The 21,504-nt window shown below is 61.4% G+C and carries 21 protein-coding genes; 11 read left to right on the top strand and 10 right to left on the bottom strand.

From position 1 onward, the window contains the following. Positions 1–43 precede the first annotated feature (43 nt). From AC0L3O_RS23680 to AC0L3O_RS23670, 3 genes are all read left to right on the top strand, one after another. Positions 44–694: a GntR family transcriptional regulator gene (locus AC0L3O_RS23680; protein ID WP_128245230.1), complete on the top strand. Its 651-nt coding sequence runs from the start codon at positions 44–46 to the stop codon at positions 692–694. A gap of 268 nt (positions 695–962) precedes the next feature. Beyond that, entirely contained in the window at positions 963–1,436 is a 474-nt protein-coding gene (locus tag AC0L3O_RS23675; RefSeq protein WP_473533798.1) for a hypothetical protein, read from the top strand. A gap of 103 nt (positions 1,437–1,539) precedes the next feature. Then, a complete protein-coding gene (locus AC0L3O_RS23670; RefSeq protein WP_473616778.1) occupies positions 1,540–3,615 on the top strand; it encodes a sigma-54-dependent Fis family transcriptional regulator in 2,076 nt (691 codons plus the stop codon). A gap of 187 nt (positions 3,616–3,802) precedes the next feature. Here AC0L3O_RS23670 and AC0L3O_RS23665 read toward each other — a convergent pair whose 3' ends face one another. From AC0L3O_RS23665 to AC0L3O_RS23630, 8 genes are all read right to left on the bottom strand, one after another. After that, the gene (locus tag AC0L3O_RS23665) at positions 3,803–4,846 is read right to left on the bottom strand and encodes an NAD(P)-dependent alcohol dehydrogenase (protein WP_027156423.1); all 1,044 of its coding nucleotides are present in this window, start codon (positions 4,844–4,846) and stop codon (positions 3,803–3,805) included. A 38-nt stretch (positions 4,847–4,884) separates the two neighbouring features. Further along, positions 4,885–6,516: a chaperonin GroEL gene (gene groEL, locus AC0L3O_RS23660; RefSeq protein ID WP_473616777.1), complete on the bottom strand. Its 1,632-nt coding sequence runs from the start codon at positions 6,514–6,516 to the stop codon at positions 4,885–4,887. A 77-nt stretch (positions 6,517–6,593) separates the two neighbouring features. Then, a complete protein-coding gene (locus AC0L3O_RS23655; protein ID WP_473616775.1) occupies positions 6,594–7,394 on the bottom strand; it encodes an iron-sulfur cluster assembly protein in 801 nt (266 codons plus the stop codon). A gap of 5 nt (positions 7,395–7,399) precedes the next feature. Then, positions 7,400–8,422: an amidohydrolase family protein gene (locus tag AC0L3O_RS23650; protein WP_128245224.1), complete on the bottom strand. Its 1,023-nt coding sequence runs from the start codon at positions 8,420–8,422 to the stop codon at positions 7,400–7,402. A 73-nt stretch (positions 8,423–8,495) separates the two neighbouring features. Further along, entirely contained in the window at positions 8,496–8,867 is a 372-nt protein-coding gene (locus AC0L3O_RS23645; RefSeq protein ID WP_023799649.1) for an MmoB/DmpM family protein, read from the bottom strand. Between the two features lie 17 nt (positions 8,868–8,884). Beyond that, positions 8,885–9,943, bottom strand: coding sequence for an aromatic/alkene monooxygenase hydroxylase subunit beta (locus AC0L3O_RS23640; protein ID WP_023799650.1), 1,059 nt, complete (start codon positions 9,941–9,943; stop codon positions 8,885–8,887). A 50-nt stretch (positions 9,944–9,993) separates the two neighbouring features. Further along, positions 9,994–11,055, bottom strand: coding sequence for an NADH:ubiquinone reductase (Na(+)-transporting) subunit F (locus AC0L3O_RS23635; protein WP_128167864.1), 1,062 nt, complete (start codon positions 11,053–11,055; stop codon positions 9,994–9,996). Positions 11,056–11,109: 54 nt separating this feature from the next. Next, complete coding sequence (locus tag AC0L3O_RS23630) at positions 11,110–12,783, bottom strand: aromatic/alkene/methane monooxygenase hydroxylase/oxygenase subunit alpha (RefSeq protein ID WP_287237061.1); 1,674 nt, start codon at positions 12,781–12,783, stop codon at positions 11,110–11,112. 557 nt (positions 12,784–13,340) lie between these two features. Between AC0L3O_RS23630 and AC0L3O_RS23625 the strand changes: the two genes are divergently transcribed. The 4 genes from AC0L3O_RS23625 to AC0L3O_RS23610 are packed head-to-tail and all read left to right on the top strand — an operon-like array spanning position 13,341 to position 15,488. Then, positions 13,341–13,817, top strand: a complete 477-nt coding sequence (locus tag AC0L3O_RS23625; protein ID WP_473616774.1) for a hypothetical protein — start codon at positions 13,341–13,343, stop codon at positions 13,815–13,817. Further along, positions 13,814–14,140, top strand: a complete 327-nt coding sequence (locus AC0L3O_RS23620; RefSeq protein WP_473616772.1) for a hypothetical protein — start codon at positions 13,814–13,816, stop codon at positions 14,138–14,140. Before AC0L3O_RS23625 ends, AC0L3O_RS23620 begins: the two co-directional genes overlap by 4 nt. A gap of 14 nt (positions 14,141–14,154) precedes the next feature. After that, on the top strand, positions 14,155–15,282 hold the full coding sequence (locus tag AC0L3O_RS23615; RefSeq protein ID WP_473616771.1) for a WD40 repeat domain-containing protein: 1,128 nt from the start codon (positions 14,155–14,157) through the stop codon (positions 15,280–15,282). 32 nt (positions 15,283–15,314) lie between these two features. Beyond that, on the top strand, positions 15,315–15,488 hold the full coding sequence (locus AC0L3O_RS23610; protein ID WP_473616769.1) for a hypothetical protein: 174 nt from the start codon (positions 15,315–15,317) through the stop codon (positions 15,486–15,488). 273 nt (positions 15,489–15,761) lie between these two features. On the opposite strand, the gene AC0L3O_RS23605 is transcribed toward AC0L3O_RS23610, so the two are convergent. Together AC0L3O_RS23605 and AC0L3O_RS23600 are read right to left on the bottom strand one after the other, a co-directional pair. After that, a complete protein-coding gene (locus AC0L3O_RS23605; protein WP_473616768.1) occupies positions 15,762–17,930 on the bottom strand; it encodes an amylo-alpha-1,6-glucosidase in 2,169 nt (722 codons plus the stop codon). A 77-nt stretch (positions 17,931–18,007) separates the two neighbouring features. Next, positions 18,008–19,102: a glycosyltransferase family 4 protein gene (locus tag AC0L3O_RS23600; protein WP_473616767.1), complete on the bottom strand. Its 1,095-nt coding sequence runs from the start codon at positions 19,100–19,102 to the stop codon at positions 18,008–18,010. Positions 19,103–19,277: 175 nt separating this feature from the next. Between AC0L3O_RS23600 and AC0L3O_RS23595 the strand changes: the two genes are divergently transcribed. The 4 genes from AC0L3O_RS23595 (at position 19,278) to AC0L3O_RS23580 (ending at position 21,502) form a co-directional block, all read left to right on the top strand. Next, positions 19,278–19,424: a hypothetical protein gene (locus AC0L3O_RS23595; RefSeq protein ID WP_023799660.1), complete on the top strand. Its 147-nt coding sequence runs from the start codon at positions 19,278–19,280 to the stop codon at positions 19,422–19,424. A 58-nt stretch (positions 19,425–19,482) separates the two neighbouring features. After that, a complete protein-coding gene (locus AC0L3O_RS23590; RefSeq protein ID WP_473616765.1) occupies positions 19,483–19,683 on the top strand; it encodes a hypothetical protein in 201 nt (66 codons plus the stop codon). Positions 19,684–20,007: 324 nt separating this feature from the next. Continuing rightward, the gene (locus AC0L3O_RS23585) at positions 20,008–20,763 is read left to right on the top strand and encodes an ABC transporter ATP-binding protein (protein ID WP_128167870.1); all 756 of its coding nucleotides are present in this window, start codon (positions 20,008–20,010) and stop codon (positions 20,761–20,763) included. Next, positions 20,756–21,502 carry an ABC transporter ATP-binding protein gene (locus AC0L3O_RS23580; protein WP_128167871.1) on the top strand — a complete coding sequence of 249 codons (747 nt, stop codon included), beginning with the start codon at positions 20,756–20,758 and terminating at the stop codon, positions 21,500–21,502. Before AC0L3O_RS23585 ends, AC0L3O_RS23580 begins: the two co-directional genes overlap by 8 nt. The last annotated feature ends 2 nt before the right edge of the window (positions 21,503–21,504 follow it).

The following is a 21,504-nucleotide window of genomic DNA, read 5'->3' as shown; positions in this document are numbered from 1 at the left end:
CTTGCATACAAGATTTATCATGCTGCATTGGAAGGCCCAGAAAATGTCGGAGAATGTCGTTCAGCGCCTACGTGACGAGATTGAAAACGGCATAATCTCGAACGACTTCGCCCCCGGTGCACGACTGGACGAGGTGCAATTGGCAACACGCTTCGGCGTCTCGAGGACGCCGGTGCGCGAGGCGCTGATGCAGTTGAACGCAATCGGGCTGGTGGAGATTCGGCCGCGCCGGGGTGCCGTGGTGATCGATCCGGGACCGCACCGCATTTTCGAAATGTTCGAGGTGATGGCGGAACTTGAAGGCTTGGCCGGTTCGCTGGCCGCGCGACGGTTCACCGATACCGATCGCACCACCATCCTGGCCGCGCATGCAGATTGCGAGCGTTCGTCTTCGGCCGGCAACAGCGACGCCTATTATTACGATAACGAGCGCTTTCACAAAGCTATCTACGCTGCCAGCCACAGCGGTTTTCTGGCCGAGCAGTGCGTCGCGCTGCACCGCCGCCTGCAGCCCTACAGGCGTCTCCAACTGCGCGTGCGCAACCGCGTTGCCACGTCATTCGCCGAGCATGGCGCGATCGTGGAAGCAATCCTCGCTGGCGACGCGGAGCAGGCGCGCACGCTCCTACGGCAGCATGTCAGCATCCAGGGCGAACGCTTCAGCGATCTTGTAGCGACGCTGGCGAGCAGATAGTCCGTCACAAGTCGAGCCTCTCGCCTTTCACCGTCGCCTCAATGAAGTCAAGCCGCATGCCGAGGCCGGCATGGCAGCGGGCGTGCATCTGAGCAAGCGGGCGTTCCGGTTATCGGAAATCCCGTGTAGCAGCCGCCTGCTACCAGCAAAGCAAATTTTGGCCCTAACTTGATATGAATGGCGAACTTCGCCGAGGCGGTGTAGGGTTCACCGCAAAAGAAGAATTGAGCCGTAGAAACGGCGACGCGGAGCGAATCTGGGAGGATTCATGGTCGAGATTATCTCCAAGCGGGATGGCCCGCGGCGCGAGGACGCACACGTCAAAAGACTGATCGAGCAGAACCGCTCGACCATCGTCCGCCTTGCCGACCAGATCAGCGGTGGCGGCTATTCAGCTTCCAGGAAGCCACGACAGCAACCAAAGGCGGAAGGTCTGATCATCCATGTTGGCGGCGGCGCGGCACCGGTTGCCGAGGCCAAGCCGTCCATCCAAGTCACCATGAACGGCCGCGTCATTTCGAAGGATCGGAACACCGGCCGTCAACTTCATCACATCGGCGATATCCGCGACCGCGGCGGCGACCAGGTCTTCGTGCTGGCAACAAAGCAGAATGGCTTCTTCTCGCCGGTCGACGAAATCGTTGCCGAGGCGCTTGCCGACATGGACGGATCCCGCCTCGCTGCCACCTATACCGAAGAACAGCTTGCCTTCGACATCGGCGCCAAACTCGGCATCAGCTGATCAGGCTAACGCCTGGGCGTGCTTCTTCACGTCCAACTCGCGGCAGCCTACGAACTCGACAGCATACAGAAATGGCATGCCTCAAAGGTTCTGTGATGACTGAATGAAACGCGAGATAGCCCCCAATCAGATGAAGATCGATGCCCTTCCGGCACGTAGGTCGCTGGCCACCGGCCAAATGGCTCTGAGCAACATCGACTATGACGAGCATGCCACCATGCGCGCCTGGGAAAGTTTCCTGGCTGACGAGCCCAAATGCGCCGGCGATGCTGTCCACCCAAGCCACGTCCGCTCCCTCATTCACGATTCCTGGTATCGCAGTGCCACCGGCGGCATCAACGCTCAAGGCATTGAAGCGCCGCTGAGCAGTGATCGCGACGAAATCGAATATCTTACCCGGGCCAATGCAGAACTGCTTTCGGCGGCGCGGCGGTCGTTCGCATCGCTTGGCCAGTTACTGGACGGGACCGGCGCGATGCTGGTTCTGGCCGACAGCGACGGCGTGCTGATCGACGCCATCGGCGACAAGAAGACGCTGCATGACGGTATGGATATCCACTTGGCCATCGGCGGCAAATGGAACGAGGATGCCGTCGGGACGAACGGCATCGGTACGGCGCTGTGGACCGGCGAGCCGACTTTCGTGCATGCGGCCGAGCATTTCTGTGCCGGCATCAAATCCTGGACCTGCGCCGGCGCGCCGATTCGCGACCCGCTGGACGGCAAGATCATCGGTGTGGTCGACCTGTCAGGCTATTCGCCGATCTTCAGGCCGCACAACACCGCGCTCGTCGCCGCGACAGCCCGGCAGATCGAAAAGGCATTGGCCGAACAGCAGCAGGAACAGCGCACGCGCCTGCTCGAAGCTTTCATTTCATCGGCTCCCGGCTACCGCCGAAAGGACGGGCTGGTAATCGTCGACCACCGCGGTCGTGCCATCTTCTGCAACAATGTGCCTGATGGCGAGGCCACTGAGATGATGGACGGCCCGATGGAGCCAGGCCGTGGCCGCTGGCTGATGAACCTTCCGTCCTCCGGCTCCGAAGCCGACCTTGCCAGGACGCTGCCGGCCCATCTGCGATCCTGCCATATCACCCCGCTCAAGCTCGATGGCGACCTCCGCGGCGCGGCGCTGGTGTTCCCCTCCGTGCCGGCAGTCTCCAGTGCGGCGGTGGTCCACCGGGAAGTGAACAAGCATCTTCAGGATGCTGTCGCCATGATCGTCGGCGAAAGCGAAGCGCTGCATGCCGCCATCGACGTCGCCCGCCGCGTCGCCCGGTCGAGCAGCGTAACATCGCTGTTGGTCGAGGGTGAAACAGGGGTCGGGAAAGAGCTGTTTGCGCGGCTTGTCCATGCCGGCGGCCGGCGCACGGCGAACGATCCGTTCATCGCCATGAATTGCGGGGCGATCACCAGGGACCTGTTCGGCAGCGAGTTGTTCGGCCATGTCGCCGGCGCCTTTACCGGCGCCTCGCGTGAAGGCAAACCGGGGGTTTTCGAGCTCGCCCATGGCGGCGTCCTCAGTCTCGACGAGATCGGCGAATTGCCGCTCGAGATCCAGCCGTTTCTGCTGCGTGTCCTGGAAGAGCGCGTGGTCAACCGCATTGGCGACAGCCGGGGCCGCCCGGTGGACGTGCGCCTGGTCGCCTCGACCAATCGCGATCTCAAGCACGAAATTGCCACAGGCCGATTCCGCCGCGATCTCTACTATCGAATTGGCGCGGTTTCGATCACTGTTCCACCGCTGCGCGAGCGTGGCGAGGATGTGCTGCTGCTGGTCGAACATTTCAACCGGCAGATCGCCACCGCAGCGGGCGAGGACCCGCTGGAATTTTCCCAAGAAGCGCTCGATGCCCTGCTCGCCTATCAATGGCCGGGCAATGTACGCGAACTGAGGAACCTCATCGGGCGGTTGCATGTCCTGGCGCGGGGCCGAGATATCGGGCTCCACGATCTCCCCGGTGAAATCGCGGCGCCCAGCGCCACGTCCGATGATGGCAAGACCCTGTCGGCCGAGTCGCCTGGAGGCACACTCATCGAGGCGGAACGCCAGGCGATGAAGAACGCATTGGCGGCCGAGGGCGGCAATCTCAGTCGGGTCGCGCGGCGGCTCGGTATTTCCCGGCCGACACTCTATCGCAAACTCGACCAATACGGCATCCGCCGCGGTTTCCTCTAGAATCAGAACCCGTCACCGGCACAAAAGCGCCGAGCGGCATTCGCGCCACTGGCTGGGGAAAGTCATGCCAATGGTCAGCGAAATTGCCACAGCCGCGCCGATCTTGGTGATGCCGCCCGGACCCTTTCTCTCCCTCTAGATGTGACCGGACACCGCACCCGACCGCGCGAAATCCGGCCCATATATTTCAGGGCACGATGACGCCGCGGCCGGTGAACCGGCGGTTCTTGAAATCGTCGAGCGCAGTGTTGATGCTGGCAAGGTTGTATTCGGTGTAGTGCATCTTCACCTTGCCGTCGGCGTTGAGCTCCATCAGTTCGACAAGCTCGGTGAAATTGCCGACCAGGCTGCCGCCGATGTTGATCTCCTCGATGACGAGATGGGCGGTCGGCACATTGATATTGCCGCCATAGCCGACGACGAACAGTTGCCCGCCCTTGCGCACCATCTTCCAGCAGATGTTTTCGACGCCGAGCTCGCCGACGAAATCGATGACCACATGGGCGCCTCCGCCGGTGATCTGGCTGACCTCCTCGATGACGTTCGGCCCGCCATCGAGGACGAAGTCGGCGCCGAGATCCTTGGCCAGCACCTGTGCTGCCGGCTCGCGATCGACGGCGATGATGCGGCAGCCCGAGATCGCGTGCAGCGATTGCAGCGCGATGTGGCCGAGCCCGCCTATGCCGAGCAGCACACAATAGCTCCCTGGTCGCAGCAGTTTGGCGGCGCGCTTGGCGGCGCGATAAGCGGTGATGCCGGCGTCGGCAAGCGGCGCCACCTCGATCGGCGTGACGTTGGCGTTCAGCTTGATCAACGAACGCTCGCTGGTGATGAAATACTCCGCGAAACCGCCGTTCATGCCGAGGCCCGGAAATTGGCCGTTATCGCAGTACATATCCTCGCCGTGGCGGCAGTTGAGGCAGATGCCGCACGAGCGGAAGGGGTGGCAGATCACGGCGTCACCGCGCTTGACCGACCTGACGCCGCTGCCGACCTCCTCGACCCAGCCTGCATTTTCATGGCCCATGATGTAAGGCAGCAGCGTCCCCTCTGGATCCATGGTCGGCTTCCACACACCCTCGATGATGTGGAGGTCGGTTCGGCAGAGGCCGGCAGCACCTACCCGCACTATGACCTCGTCGGGAGCGGTAATGGTCGGCGCCTTGACCTCCTCGACCCTGAGCTGGACGTTCATATGCGGGTCGTATTCGTACAGTCTGGCAGCTTTCATCGTCGTATCCTTTCAACGTCGAGATTGTTCGGATTGCTTCAGGCGCGGCCGAGCTTTTCAGAGCCGCCACCGCGAGCCGGTCCGGCCGTCGGGTCCTCGTCCTCGGCGAGATGGCCGATCAGCGTTTCGGTGGTCAGGATCAGCCTCGCCACCGAAGCTGCGTTGGCGAGTGCTGTGTAGGTGACGCGGACCGGATCAATGATCCCTGCCTCGAACATGTTCTGGTAGCTGCCGGCAGACGCGTTGTAGCCGTAGCCGCCGTTGATGCGCGTGACTTCCGCCACGACCGCTTCGGGATCGGCGCCGGCATTGACGGCTATGCGCCAGAGCGGCCGCGACAGCACCGATCGCACCAGGCGCACGCCTTCGGCGACATCGCCGTCGACGTCTGCCGCCACCCTGTCGAGCAGCGGCGCGATCTGGGCAAGCGCCGAGCCACCTCCGGCGACCACGCCCTCTTCGGATGCGGCGCGCACCGCATTCAGCGAATCCTCGATGAGCTGAATGGTTCGCTTTTGCTCGACCGGCGTGACACCGCCGGCATAGAGAATCGCGGTGCCGCCAGAAAGCTTGGCCAGGCGTTCGCGCAACTTGTCCTGATCGATATTCGGCGGCGAAGCTTCATACTGCCGCTGCACCTGAGCGCGACGCGACGCGATTGCCGCGTGGTCGCCGCCGCCGCGGATGATCGAGGTGTAGGACGAACTGGTCTTCACCCGGTCAGCCGTTCCGAGATCGTCGGCGGTGATGTCCTCCAGCCGACCGCCGAGGTCGCGCGCGATCACCTTGCCGCCGGTGATGATCGCCAGATCCTCCATCATCGCCTTGCGCCAATGGCCATATTCCGGCGGATGGACAACGAGGTATTTTCCAGGTCCTTGCTTGCCGAGCAGCGTTACCACGACTTCCGGCGACATTTCCTCGGACACGATCAGCAGCGGCCGACCATCCTCGGCGGCAATGCGGCGAGCCGCATCCAGCGCCTCGGGCTGCTTGATCTTGAGATCGGTCATCAGGATGTACGGCCGTTCGAGAACAGCCTCCATCTTCTCCTGGTCAGTCACCATGTGATGAGAGAGATAGCCGCGGTCGAAGGACATGCCCTCGACCACATCGAGCGTGGTCTCGGTGGTGACGCTGAAGTCCGTGGTGATGACGCCTTCGGCCCCCACCCGCTGGTGGGCTTCCGCCACCAGTGCGCCAAGCTTGGTATTGGTCGCCGCAATGTTGGCGACCGAGGCGAGAATGCCGTTGCCCTTAGCCGGTTTGGCCGAAGCCTTGAGCGCCGCCACCACCGCTGTCACGGCAAGGTCGATGCCCTTGCACAGATCGACGGATTTCACGCCGCGTTCATTCGCCTCCACACCGCCCTGGATGAGAGCGTTGGCGAGCACGATGGCAGTCGTGGTACCGTCGCCGGCGACCTCGTTGGTTTGCATCGACACTTCGCGAACGACCTGCGCGCCCATGTTTTCGAAACGGTCGTGCAATTCGATCTCGGAGGCGATGCTGACGCCGTCACGGGTCACCATCGGCGTGCCGATCGGCCGATCGATCATCGCGTTCATGCCTTTGGGGCCGAGCGTCGGCTCGACGGCAGCGGCCAGCCGAAAGACGCCACGGGCGAGAGCACGACGGGCGTCGGAGTTGTGAAGCATTATTTTGGGCATGATTCCTCCTTCCGCCTTACGGGCGGGTTGTTGGTTAGGGGCCTCGTGCGAGGGAGGCCGTTGTTTTCGGCTCTACTTCAGGCGGTCGGCGCGGCTCGTGCCGGCACGCGATCCATGATGAAATCGACCAGTGTCGGTTCGCCGTCGACCACATACAGTTCCTTGTATCTGGTCTGCTTGAGCCCACGGCAAAGCGCGCCGTTGAACTCCATATTGACGCGCACACCGCGCAGTTCAGCGAGATGGGCGCCGAGTCCGGCAGTCTGTATGCGTTGCCCTTCCCAGGTCACGAAGACAGGATCATCCGCCCGGCGGCCGGGAAAACGCTCGATCAGAGCCGCCCGGTATCTCGGCTTCTGTTTGGCCGCTTCGCCCGCCTCGAGCCGCGCGACGTCGTATGCCGGCAGGTCCATGCCGAGGATTTCCCGATCCGTCAGACCATGCTGCCGAAGGCCCCGCAAAACCGCCTCCTGGCGCCGCTTGAATGCCTTCATCCTGAAGGTTTCGCGCAAGGCGCCGAGACCCTGATCCTCGGCAAGTTCAGCGAAAATATCGCCGAACGTCTTGCCGGCTGCCATGCCGCGATTGACCTCTTCCGCGAACATGTGGTCGTGCAGCTTGACGCGATAGGCCGGCGACCATGAGAGTTGGTCGAGCGCCTTGCGGACGCCGTCCAGCATCAGGAACGCGAAGTTGGGCGAGCACCAGTAGGTCGGCAGGCGGAAATCTATCTCCACGCTGCCATCGCCCGTCATCACGGCTCGCTCGACGAAGCCCATCTCGGTAATCGGTTCGTCGAGTTCGGGGTCGTTGACCTCACCAAGGCACCGCCAGAGCTCCTTCTCGCGGTTGCCGGAAACGCTGGCGGCGGTTGCCATGGCCCCTACTCCGCCGCGATGCTGAAGGGCGAACTGGCGAGCGCCTTCTTCTTGGCTGCGATGTCGATGTTGTAGAGACGCGCGGCATTAAGACCGAGGATCTTCTCCTTGATCTCGTCGGTCAGCTGCACGCCGCGTTCTGCGGCGATGTCGTCGGGGATCTGGTAGGCCCAGAATTTCTCGACCAGCCAGCGTGGCGTCCAGATCGCGTAGTCGGAACCGAACAGGATTTTCTCCGGCCCGATCCAGAACAGCAGTTCGGCGATGACTTCGCCGAAATAGCGCGGGCGGGCATGGATGAAGGGCAGCGCTACCGCAAGCCCGCCATAGACGTTGGTTTCCTGCGTCGCGATCCAGCAGAAATCGTCGAGGCGCGGCAGGCCGCAATGCTCGATGATCCAGTTGAGGCCCTGGAAATCCGTCGCCGCATGATCGACGTCATGCACGTCGAACGCATCCTTCGAGAGCGGCAGGATCGTCGGGCCCTTGTGGACGTGGATGTTCCTGATGCCGAGCTTGTCGCAGAGTTCAAAGCATTTGTAGGCATCGGGATCGGTGAGCTTCCAGCCCTTGGAGGCGCCGTTCCATTCGGCCGTGTACATCTTCACGCCCTTGACGTCGTAGGTCTCCTTGAGGAAATGGATGTACTCAAGCGCCTTCTCACCGTCGCGCGGATCGAAGGCGCCGTTGACGATGAAACGCTCCGGATAACGCTTGGCCACCTCGGCGTTGCGTTCGATCGTGTTGAAGCCGTTCTTGTAGAAGTCCTTGAGATAGGTCGACTGGACGATCGCCATGTCATCTGGACCGTCGATGAACAGGTCGCGATAGAGATCGTCGGCACTGTATTTCTCGAACTTGCTCTTCTCCCACAGCTGGTCCTTGGGGCTCATCCCCGTGTGATAGGCGTAGAAGCAATCGATAAACTGCTTGCCGTGAATATTCTTCTGGTTTTCCGGGCTGCCGTCCCAGAAATGGGTGTGGCCGTCGACCACGAAAATATCCTTGCCTTCCGGTGTCCTAAACATTCTTTCCTCCGCAAGATGCGTGTTGATCGGTTCGGCGTGCCGCAACCAGCCGGCACGCCTGATTTTTTGCCGGCTATTCGATGTATTCGAACATCTCGTCCATGTTGCCGAACAGGATCACGGTGTTGTCGTCGATGCGCACCATCCGCCCGTAGTGGGTCGAGCTGTTGACCTCGAACGTTTCCGCCGTCATCTCGCGGCCGAGATATTCGCTGATCTCGTCCATCTTGAAGATCAGTTTGCCGGTGCCGTCGATCCGGATCATCGCCGGTTGGTAGGTTACGGTCACGTTCGGCTTCAGGCCCATGAATTCAGCGATGGCCCTGGCTTCCACCGAGTCGTTCATGGTGACGCCGCACTGATGCGAAATCGTCTGTTCGAAGGTGATGTCCTTCATCGCCCTGAAGATGTTGGATTGCGATGCGTCGCGTGCTGCAGTTGACATGACGGTTTCTCCTTGTGTCAGCGCTTGAGGCCAAGTTCGCGGAGTATCTGACCAATCCGTTCCTCGGATTTGGCACGGACATCCGCAAAGGCGACCGGCTTGGAATGCGGCATCGACCAGATCGGCTGCAGGCCGGTGGCTGCCTTGTCGGCGAGCGCGCCGTGTTTCTCGACCCAGCCCTGGAAGAGCTTCTTGTTCGCCGCGCCGTGCTTCTCGTCGTTGGCGAGCATGTGCATGAGGTCGATCGTGTTGGCGAGGTTGCGTTCGTAGTCGGCCTCGGCGGCCGAGATCACCGCAGGCGTTATGAAGTCGTGGTTGGCGGCAGCGATCTGCATCAGGAAGCCTGAGCGGAATGCCTCCCCGACCAGCGGCTCGAAGACGATGTTGATGGCGAAATACTGTTCGAGATAGTCGGTCGCGCCCATGATGGTTTCGACCGCCTCGCGGGTACCTTGCCAGTTGTTGTCCTCGAGCCAGGCCTTCTTGCCAAGTTCGTCGTCCCAGCCGGGAAGGTCCATGCCGATCTCGGCAAGGTAGAGCGTGATGTCCTGGGCAAGCCGCAGCTTGTAGGACGAGTTGGTCAGCGTCGCGTTGTTGATCATCTGGGTGTAGCCGTAACGCTGCGCCTGCATCAGCGAGGTGCCGAGCCCGAATTCGGAGTGCTTCCAGGCGCCGAGCTGCGTCTGCAGAATCTTGACCCAGGCCTTGTCGAAGGTCTTGGGCGCCCCCGACTTGCGGGCGTTGTTGATGACGCTCTGCACCATCGTCTCGATTTTCGACTGGCGCTGGTAGTGCGTGCGTTCCCATTCCTGATCGGGGGCGCGAAAGGCATGCCAGTTGGAGCTCTGCGCAGCAGTGTTCTGCTTGACATAAGCGCCCTTGCCGTCGGCAAAGGAGATGATCCAGTCCTGGATCAAGTAACGCTCCGGGTCAGGCTGCACGTCGACCGTCATGTCTTCGTAGTGCGTGGCGCGCTGGCCCTTCGGGTCGAAATACCGGTACTTCCGGCTGTCGGAATCGGCAAAGATCGCCGCGCCGGCGGCTCCGGATCCGACTGAACTCGAGATAGCTGGCATAGTCTTCACTCCCTTGTTGCAGTTGTGGTTGCAGTTGCGTGGCCGTCCCCTCAGTGGGTCGGCGTAGCACCTGTCGATGTGGTGAACTTGTCGAAGAAGATCCGCTCGGTCTCGAACCCGTTCATGAATAGAACCGGCTGAAGCGCATCAATCATCGGTGGCGGGCCACAGGCATGGACATCGCCCTGCCCGTCGACCGCAAGTTGCTTGAGCTTGGCATCGACACTCTGGTGTACGAAACCGCGTTCGCCTTCCCATTCGGCGTCATCAGTCGCGTGCGACAGCACGGGAATGAAAGTGACATCCGAATGCTGGCCGACCAGCTCGGCGATCCTGTCGAGATAGAACAGGTCGTTGCGGGTCCTGGCACCGTAGAAGAAATAGACCGGACGTTTCTCGCCGCTCTTCAGATGGTCGTTGAGGATCGACCAGATCGGCGACATGCCCGAGCCGGCGCCGACCAGGACTAGGGGTCCTTGCCGTTCTTCCCGACGGAAACAGGTTCCGTAGGGTCCGACGACGGTGACTTCGGCTCCAACCTTGATTCCTCCGGAATCGAGTTCTCCAGAGAACTTTCCCTCAGGGTATTTTTTGATGATGAAGCAGAGTTTTTCGGTTTGGTCCGGCGTATTTGCCATGGAGAACGAGCGCGTAATCGTCTCCCCTTTTTCCGTGGTAACCGTGATGTCGACATATTGCCCCGCCCAGAACTTTATCGGCGAGCCGAGTTCGATCTCGATGCCGCGAATGTCGTGGGTCAGGTGCTCGATCAGAGCAATCCGGCCGTTGAACGTCTTCACGGCGATCGCTTTCGCCAAAATCTCCTCGTCGTAGTTGAGAAGCTCGACTTCCAGATCGGAGTAGGCGATGCAGCGGCACAAAAGGACGTGGCCGCTCTCCTTCTCCATGTCGTTCAGCGCGAAAGTCGAGTATTTCAGCATGTCGACTTCGCCTTCGAGCAACACGCTCTTGCAGGCCGAGCATTGCCCTTCCTTGCAGCCGTGCGGCAGGGCGATGCCCTGGCGGAAAGCGGCGTTGAGTACCGTTTCGCCATTTTCGACATCAAATTCGACGCCGACCGGGCTGAGCCTGACCGTGTGGGTTTCCGACATACGGACCTCCAGTGAAAGGAAGGGGCGGGACGAACCCGCCCCCCTTTGGCCTGATCAGTTGCAGGGATTGATCGTGAAGCCGGCCCGGTATTCCGCCAGGTGCTTCTCACGATCCGCGGGTGACATGGCACGCAGCGCGTTGAGCGGCGACCCGAGCTTGTTGCCTCGCACGTCGTCCAGCGTCCACATCTCCTTGTCGGCGAAACGCATATGCGGCTGCGGGACCAGCGTCTTGCCGTCAGAGCGGACGAAGTTCAGGTCCTTGATGGCATCGGCCAGATCCCAGCCGTCATAGAGCGTCTCCCATTCGCGCTTGCCGCTGAAGCGGCCCATCGCGGGCGTCGGACGGCCCTGATATTCGTCGGCGAACGCCACGGTGGCAGTCCACTTGTCGAGTTCGTGGGCGAAGGTGTGCAACTGGCCGTCGATCTCGCCGACCACCATGTCCTCGCGGATCAGGCAGGGAACAAGGCAGGACCAACAGCGATGCGGATAGACGTAGCCGACGTCGCTGTTGAACAGCAGTACCTTCTCGCCCTTGTGGCTGAGCTTGGCGTACCATTTCCAGAAGTCGCCGAATTCGGCGTACCAGCCCGGATATTTGTGCTCGAACCACTCGAAGTCCTTGTCGGTCTGGGCTTCGATGCGCCAGAAGTTGACCGGCCAGCCGACCGCGAAGAACTGTCCGACCTTGTGGACATAGTTCTTCTTGGTAATGCGTTCCCAGGCCGCCTGGACGTCGTCGTGATGGACCTTGATGCCGTATTTCTCGAGCGGCAGCATGTAGGTGCGGTAGTAATCCTCATAGATCCAGCGGTGCCACATTTCCGCGTAAGACTCCTTGTTCTTGTCGCGGTTGGTGGTGCCGTATTCGATGAAGGTGCCGATGGCCGCATCGACGATCGCGTGGTTCTGCCAGAAGGCATAGCGCAGGTCGCGCTCGAGCAAGAGGTGATTTTCCGGCTCCTTGAGCGCCGCCATCAGCAGTGAGTGGCCATTACCGATATGCCGGCTCTCGTCGGACTGCACCGACAGGAAGACGGTCGGCAGCGCATAGTCGCCGTTGCGGGCGGCTTCCGAAGGCATGGCGACAAAGAGCGTGTTGGTAAAGGCGGTCTCGGCCACCACGGTCAGGTACATGCAGGCGGCAGTCATGGTGTCGCCGGTGATGAAGCCTTCAGCGAACTGCCGGCCGATGGTCGTGGCGTAGCATTTTCCGAAGGCTTCCTCGGTGATGTCGAAGCCAGCCGGATCTATGTAGTTCTCCATGTACCATTTCTTCAGGTTCATCTGGATCGTCGAGTGCCGGAACTCGTCGATCATCTGCATGGTGAAGCCGGTCCTGAGTTCCTCGCCGGGTGCGATACGAGCGACCATCGCCATCGAGCGGGCGGCGGAGATTTCCGGGAAAGGAATGATCGCCAGGAAGAGCTTCATCCACTCGACCCAGCGCGGTTCCACATTGCGGAACATGTCGCCGCGCAGCGCCGCATCCAGCGCGCCGTAGACCCGGTTGTCCTTCTCTTCCTGCATCGGGAAGTAGGACCGCAGGACCTGCTTCATCGGGTCGCGCGGCGTCTTGTTGATCTTGTAGTCCGTCGGAAACGTCATCGCTTCCTGGACGTAGGAAGGATTCCAGCCGAGATCGGCAATCTTCTTGGTTGCCTCGCCGACGGAGATTCCGCGTTGCGAGGTAATCTTGTTGAGCGTCAGAGACGTCATGGTCATAAGCCTCCACCAGGTTTGAGCCGCAGGTCCCTTGACCCCCGGCATGGAGCGGCGCACAGCACCGCTAGTGAGAGTGCGAACGGCACGACAAAGGGTTGCGCAGTCAGGCGCGACTCATGGTCCGGCCATTCAAGTGGATCGCGGCAAAGGTGTTAGAGTCTGCAGGGACCGCGGCGCCAACCGCATATGCGATGGGCGTATCGAAGCGGACGTGACCTGCTTCCTCCGTTCCTTCGTTCTTTTGGCACCGCGTCAAAGCGCGATGGGCTTCTTGTGGAAATGTATAAAGCAAGCGCCGTGCCAATTTGAAAATGGCGCCCGTGCCTGACGCTAAAAACAAATCGCAGCCCTTTCGGCACATGAAGAGGACGGCAACTGTAACGTTCTTTTACAGTTGTAACGTACGCATGTAATATTTAATATCTATTCGCAATTGCGATATATCAAGTTAGCATTCGCAGCAAATTTGAAAAACACACATCATCTATTTTATTCTTGTCTTTCTCTACTATTTGAGGCCGATGGCTCACGGACGGGCCTCGCACTGGAGAAAAACCGTGGCGAACGACAAAGACAGCCGGAGGGAGCCCGAGCCAGTGTCCGGTCAGACCGACGGCGTCACCGGCGATCTTGTCAGGCTGATGCCGCGCGATCTGGTCTTTGTCATGCGCTTCATGGGCGAGAGCCAACATCGCCTCCAGAGCCACTTCCAGGACTTCATCCGGGCCGAGCTTGCCGCCGGCGGTGTCACCACGGAAACGCATCCGATGATCCATCTGTTCATCAAGAACCATGCGATCCTGTTGCGCGACTTCGTGTTTTCCGGCGTTTCGCTGTCGCGGCAGTTCCGCGTCGAGGAGATCGAGCGCCTTACCGGCGATACGACATCGATGATCCGCGTCGACATCTGGGATCAGCTCAAGAGCCACATCGAAACGGCCGAAAAACAGTTCCAGTCGCAGGCCGGCACATTGCCCAAATTGCTGTCGGCTTTCGAAAAACCACCCGGACCGACGGCTGGGACCGAAAAATGATGGAGGATCCGATGGGGCAAACTACCAGGCGTGACATGTTGCTCGCCCGCCGGCTCGATCTTGTCGCCAACGTCTCCGCGCTGACTGCCGATGCGCTGCGGCTCAATCAGAAACGCGCCGGTATCGAGATGGAGGTGCTGCGCCTGGAACTCGAAATCGGCAGGAGCGGCGCCAGCGCGCAACTGGTGCAGGATTTGCATGAGGCGGAGGAGAGAGCCGCGGCGGTCATGCAGGAAGGCGCGAGGTGCGAGCAACGCATCGCCGCCGCGGAAGCCGACGTCGAGGACGTCGACCGCAGCCTCACGGCGACGGTGGGTAACTGACGAAGGGAAGGGTCATGAACCAGCACGCGATACAGAACCTGACCTTGTTCGACCTGCTGGCGCGAAGCTGGCGTCGCCCGTCGGCGATCGCCAACCTGCGCTTCAGCGCCGATGGCTCGGCTGTCGCATGCACCAGCGTGGACGGAACGGTCGCCATAGCCGCGGTCGCGGACCAGGAGCCGCCGGAATCGCGGATCAGGGTGAGCGGCGATCTCGGCCAGACGACGATCCGCCCGCGGGAGAAGCCACCGGCACCATTGATCGCCACCGCTGCGTTGGGGGATGGAGACGTCCCGCTCGCCAGCTATTTTTCCTTCGGCTTCCTCGTTGGAACGGCGGCTGGCGAAGCGGTGCATCTGGCCGCGGACGGCAATGTGATGGAGACGCTGGTCAAGATCGACGGGCCGGTCGTCGCCGTCGACCACAACCCCCGGACGGCCATCACAGCCGTCAGCAACGGCCAGGATGTCTTCCTGGCACGCGGCCAAGGCGATGCAGTACGACTGCGACACGATGCGACACCGTCCACGGATGCGCTAGCCTTTTCGCCAGGCGGAAGGCGCCTAGCCTGCGGCCGGGATGATGGACTATCGATCTGGGCGGTCGACGGCGACGCTACCCCGATACGCGACGTTTCTTTTTCGGCGCGCCCGGTGTCGATCCGCTGGAGTGGCGATGGCACATGGCTGGCCTGTGGGCTCGAAACAGGCGGCTTTGCCCTGGTCAGCATGACCGATGATCGCTACGGCATCGTCGCGGGATTTCCATCGCCGGTCAGGACACTGTGCTGGAGCCGGCCGGAGCATGCGCTGTTTGCGTCGGGCGCCTTCCGGATCGCCGGCTGGTCGATGACGGCTCCGCCACTTGACGGCGACACCTCGGGCGCGCTGGAGACCGGCCGAGCCGGGCTGGTTCCGGTCGAGACAGTGGCTGCGCACCCGGAGAAAAAACTGATTGCGGCCGGCTATGCCAACGGCCGGATCACCGTCGCTCAGATCGGCGCGCGAGACGAACTCCTCGTCAGGCCGCTGGGCAGCGCGGTGACCGCGCTTGTCTGGTCCGGCGACGGACGCCATCTAGCAGTGGGCGCAGCCGACGGCACCGCCGCGATCGTCACCTTTCCCGCACAGATGTTCAAATAGCAAAGGCAGGCCGCATGCAAAAGGAGCACAAAATGCAAACCGAACCCACCCCCGAGGACGAGAGCAAGGACGAATTCTTCGAACGGCTCGCCAAGCTGTCGGAAGAAATGGTGGCCAAACACGGCAAGGATTTCAGTATGGGCGCATTGGTGCTTGCCGCCCGCTGGATTGCCGAAAACCGCGTCGGCCAGTTGAATACCAACTAAACTCACGACCAATCAATGCGCTCGAAAAGCCAAAGCTCCGAAGGAGCAACAGGCGGAGTCTCCGTACAGGTTTTGCGCTGGGCTGGCTGTGTATGCCATTCCTTCAGATTGCGACTTACCCTGGTCGAGGCTCACCCAGGCGCGACTCAATCCAGCGCTCGCAGATGCCGCAGGTATCACCCTACAGTCGGTGCGCTGGCGATCGGCGCAGGTACCAGTTGCGCCGTAGTCATTGATGGCCGTGTCCATCACGGAGCGCATGGGGAGCCTTAGTTATGAGCGCACCACCAGAGGCACCAGACCCTCATGGCGGTGGTCGAGATAACACACAACACGGTCGCCAATGCGCTCGAAGATGAGATCGACTTTCGCCTCGCCGATGGCCAGGTGGCGGATAACGATGTTGTCGATGCCGATCGGCAGCCGCGGGCGTTCGACGGTGATTTCGCGTTTCCAGCCGTCAACCCGAATGCCCAGGCAAGCCTGCAGCATCATGAAAGCGGCGCCAGCCGACCACGCCTGCGGCAGACAGGCGACCGGGTAGGCCACCGGTGAATCGCTGGCGGCACGCGTAAAGCCGCAGAACAGCTCTGGCAGCCGCATATTGAAACGGACCGCCGCCTCGAACATACCGCTCATCAGCTTCACGACGCTGTCGCGCTCGTGATAGCGGGCGAGACCGGAGGCGCAGAGCGCGGTGTCGTGCGGCCAGATCGAGCCATTATGATATGACATCGGGTTGAATGGGATCTCGTCGTCGGCCAGTGTGCGAACGCCCCAACCGCTATGGAGATGACCAGAGAGCAGCTGGGTGGCGACTGACTGAGCCCGTTCCGCGCTCGGCAGCCCGACGTAAAGCAGGTGACCGGCATTGGACGTGCGAACCGCGCATTGCTTGCCTTCTCCGTCGATTGCCAAAGCATAGAAATCGCGGTCCGGCATCCAGAAATGCGTCTCCACCGCCTGACGGATCCTCTCTGCCAGGGCGCTCCAGTGCGCCGCCTTGGCGTCGTCGCCGCGCCTGGCGGCCAGCGCCGCCATCCCTAGATATGCAGCGAAGGCATAACCTTGCACCTCGACCAATGCGATCGGCCCTCTGGGGATGGTGCCGTCGGCATGGAATACGGCATCGGAACTGTCCTTCCAGCCTTGGTTGAACAGACCCGTGTCGGCCGCCCTGTTGTAGGTCACAAAACCTTCGCCGTTGCGGGCTCCGACTTCTTCCATCCAGGCAGTGGCAGCGCCCAGCGAGTCCCACATACGGTCGACGAACGCCTCGTCCCCGGTGCGTTCGGCGTAGGATGAAGCCAGATAGATATAGAGTGGCGTGGTGTCGACGCCGCCATAGTAGCGGCCGAACGGCAACTCGCGCAGCACCGCCATTTCGCCCTTGCGGGTTTCATGCATGATCTTGCCAGGTTCGGCATCGTCGAACACAGAGGTCTCGGTCGACTGATAGTGGGCCAGGAAGGCCAGCACCCCACGAGCAAGGTCCGGATTGAGCCAGAGCATCTGCAAGGCGGAAATCACGCCATCGCGGCCGAAAGCCGTCGAAAACCAGGGGATGCCGGCGTAGGGGTATGGCCCGGTCTCCAGATCGGTCGTCAGCAGCGCGATGTCGGCGCGCGTGCGTGTCAGCCAGTCGTTGAACACGCGGCCGGAGCTGAACACGGTGGCGCCCTGCCGGCGCTTTGAGCGCATGGCAAAGCGGGCTCGCGCAGCGGCGGCGCGAAAGCGGTCGCTGGAGGGGGTCTCTTCGCTGTGGCCGACCTCCAGGTACAATGCTCTGGCGCCGCGCCTTGCCACGCGAATGACGAAATCGGCGTGGTTGGGGTGGACCTCGTCGGGTCGGATCGAAAAGGCGATGACCGACTGACGCGCCACATTGTCGAGGCCTTCATATCGGAACGTCACGCTCGCCTCGCCGACCAGCGCGTCATGGGCGCGGCCGCGGCGGCTGCGCGTGGTGCCGCGCACCTCGAACATATCACGGAAATCGGCGTCGAAGCCGAGCCGGACGGGCAGAACCACCTCGCGCGCGGAGTAGTTGGTGAAGGTAATGCGCTCGAACATGCGATCCTGCCAGATGAACCGCGTCCGATCAATGTGGACGACGCCCGGCAAGGTTTCGCTGCCATTCGGCCCAATAGTGGCCAGGTTGGTGAGATTGGCGGTGAACAGGATATTGTCCTGCGACAGCGAGGCGCCGAGCAGCGACGGCATCCGGCCGCCGATGAACAGGCGGAAGCGCGACAAAACACGCGTGTCGTCACGGAAAAGCCCGTCGCCGGTGCCGCGTATGTCGCCGTAGCTGTCTGCGACGACGAAGCAATCCTCGTGTTTCAGCGCAAATTGCCGATGCGGCTCGCGCGGCGCCGTTTCGTCGATTGCCGGCAGCGCCACGGCTGGATCAATCTTGCGATCTTCGAGTTGAGTGGTCATGGTCAACCCCTCCCGTCCAGAAGCGACCAAGGCGGCTCAGGCGCTGATTCGAGCAGCCGAGCCGTCGCCTTGCTCGGTCAGGTAGACATAGTCATCATTGCGGCATTTTTAGCGCGCTCGTTTTGAGAGCCAAGTGCTTTCGTTATGTCCTCCGAGAGCGAGCCATAGATCGCCACGTAGTCGCGGCACATGCGCTCGACCGTGAATCGCTCTTCAAAAGTCCGTCGCACCTGCGCACGATCGAGGCCGTTTATCCGCCGCACCGCATCCACAGCTCCGTCTGCTGTGTCGACGATCAACCCGGACAAACCATCGTCGATGACCTCCGGAACGGCACCGCGCCTGAACGCTATCACAGGCGTGCCACAGGCCATCGCCTCGATGGTTACGAGTCCGAAGGGTTCTGGCCAGTCGATAGGGAACAAAAGCGCTGCCGCATTGCCCAAAAAGTCTGCTTTTCGCCGTTCGTCGATCTCGCCGATGAATTCCACGTTCGAATTTCGAAGCACCTGGGGTTCGACCGTCTCCTTCCAATAGGATTGGTCTACCTTGTCGATCTTGGCGGCGATCTTCAGCGGCATTCCGCTACGCGCAGCGATCTCAATAGCCGTTTCCGGCCCCTTTTCCGGAGAGATGCGGCCGAGGAATGCGAGATAGCCCGAGGCTTTCGGGCGAAACGGCAGAAGATCGCGAGGCAGACCGTGATACACCGTTCCGGCCCAACGGACAGGCGGCATGGGCCAGCGTTGATCGTAAGAAATCGAAACCAGCGGAATGTCATCAAACATCGAATAAAGCTGAGCCAGGTCGGGGAGGTCGAGCCGTCCATGGAGCGTCGTAACGGTTCGCTCGGCAAAGTCCTGGACCACCGGGAAGTGGAAAATATCGATGTGAAAATGCAGCACGTCGAATTCATCGGCCCGCCTGCGCACCTGTTCAAGCATCATCACGTGGTGGGGAATGTCGTGCCGAACCCTGGGATTCAGGCGCAATGCAATATCGCAACACGGGACCAATTCGGCAGAGGTGCGTGAATCACCGCTGGCGAACAAGGTCACGTCATGCCCCTGTCGAACAAGCTCCTCAGTCAGATATGAAACTATCCGCTCGGTCCCGCCATAGGTCCGCGGCGGCACGGCTTCGGTAAGGGGGGCGATCTGGGCAATTTTCATCTGCAACACTTCTCGAAAGCGAAGGTCATCCTTCAAAAAGCTCCGACGGCAATCCCCTTCCTCGCGTTCATTGCAGTGCGGTCCTCCCGGGCCAACTCTCGAAGGGTCGATATGTTCCCGGCGGGAACAATCGCCGCGTCAGGCGAGTTCAACTAGGGACCAAAGGAGAACCAGAATGGCTACGAAGCTTCAGGACACAAAAGCCGTCAAGGGATCGAGCAGCGAGCACGGCGGCAACCGCGCTGGCAATCAGGACAAGAAGGACAAGCCGCAAAAGAGCAGCCAGGCTGCCGGCAAGGATCCAAGGCGTGGCAAGGACTAACCGACGCCCTGCCCCGGAGGCGGACAATAATGGCTGCGACCATCGAGAGGAGTGACACATGGCAAAGACAAACTTGTCTGCGAAAACCAACCAGCCTGTATCGGGAAAGAGGGCAAGCGGCAGCGACAAGGCCAAGCTACCGGCCAAGGGCGGCGCCCAAGCCAGGAACGCCCAGGAATGGGGCGGCGGATCGAAAGCGTCGAAAGGCAAGATCACCCGGGCAGACCGGGAAAACCCCAACTCAAGCCAGCGCAGCTAAGCTTTTCGCATTCATCTAATCAGTCGGCCCAATCAGTCGGGGCGGAATTTCGAACTGCTCGGCCGGATGGGTTCGGATTGGGGTTGGGTTCGGATCCCGGCACGTCTCGCCGGTCGTTGGCGCCGCTTCGACATTGCAATTCGAAAATGATCGAAGGCTCCGTGCCACGGCGCCGGTAATTGCGGCCTTGACGCGATGTGCATTAGGTCGTTTGTTGCGGGCGGAAGTGCCACGGGAGGAAACCATGGAAGTCACCCCGGGGGCGGATGGCCTCGCAGCGCGGTTCCACGTTTTCACGCCGATGACCGGCGAGGGCTGCCGCGCATGAATTCCGGAGCGATCCTCGAAGCAGCGGGATTGACTAAGGAATTTGGGGGCTTTGTCGCTGTCAACAATGTCAACCTGACGGTGGAGCGAGGATCGGTCCACGCGCTGATCGGCCCCAACGGCGCAGGCAAGACGACCCTCTTCAACCTGCTGACGAAATTCCTCCAGCCAACGCGCGGCGCGATCCGCTACCAAGGCCGCGACATCACCAGGATGCAGCCGGCCGACATCGCGCGGCTGGGCCTTGTGCGCTCCTTTCAGATATCGGCGGTGTTTCCGCACATGACGGCACTCGAGAATGTCCGCATCGCGCTGCAGCGCCGGCGCGGCGACAGTTTCGATTTCTGGCGCTCCGAAAAAGTGCTCTCCAAGTTCGATGGCGAGGGTGCGGCGCTTCTCGCCGATGTCGGCCTGACCGCGTTTTCAGACATCCGCGCCAGCGATCTGTCCTACGGCCGCAAGCGCGCGCTTGAAATCGCGACGACGCTGGCGCTGGACCCTGAAATGCTGCTTCTCGACGAGCCCATGGCCGGCATGGCGCAAGAAGACATCGAGCGCATCTCGGCGCTGATCCGGCGCATCTCCAAGAACCGCACCATTTTGATGGTTGAGCACAATCTGTCGGTCGTCGCCTCGCTGTCGAACCGCATCACTGTGCTCGCTCGCGGCAAAGTCCTCGCCGAAGGCGACTATGCTGCGGTTTCCAAGGATCCGCGCGTTATCGAAGCCTATATCGGGGCCGGACATGCCTGAAGTTGAACTTGCAAACAGGCCGGCTGCTGGCCCCTCGACGAGACCCCTGCTTCGCGTCGATGGCCTGCAGGGCTGGTACGGCGAGAGCCATGTGCTTCACGGCGTCAGTTTCGAGGTTGGCGAAGGTGAAGTGGTGACGCTGCTCGGCCGCAATGGCGCCGGCAAGACGACGACGCTGAAGGCGATCATGGGAATTCTTTCCAGGCGCTCGGGCTCGGTCACGTATGAAGGTCGGGAAACGATCAAGCTGCCGTCGCGGTTGATCGCACAGATGGGCATCGCCTACTGCCCCGAGGAACGGGCGATCTTTTCCAGCCTCTCTGTCGAGGAGAATTTGATGCTGCCGCCGCAGGTGCGCCCCGGTGGGCTCACCGTCGAGCAGATTTTCGAGCTCTTCCCGAACCTGAAGGAACGGCTTTCGAGCCAAGGCACCAAGCTATCGGGCGGCGAACAGCAGATGCTCGCCATCGGCCGGATCTTGCGGACGGGCGCCAAGCTCTTGCTGCTCGACGAGCCGACCGAAGGGCTTGCGCCGGTCATCGTGCAGCAGATCGGCCGCACCATTGCCCGGCTCAAGGACGAGGGATTCACGATCGTGCTCGTCGAACAGAATTTTCATTTCGCCGCGTTGGTCGCGGACCGTCACTACGTGGTGGAACAGGGGCGCGTGATCGACACCATCCCCAACCACGAGCTCGACGCCAACATCGACAAGCTGCACGCCTATCTCGGCGTCTAGAC

The organism is Mesorhizobium sp. WSM4810, from assembly GCF_055811235.1.
The sequence above is the reverse complement of the archived record's forward strand: the minus strand, read 5'-3'. Positions and strand labels throughout refer to the sequence as shown.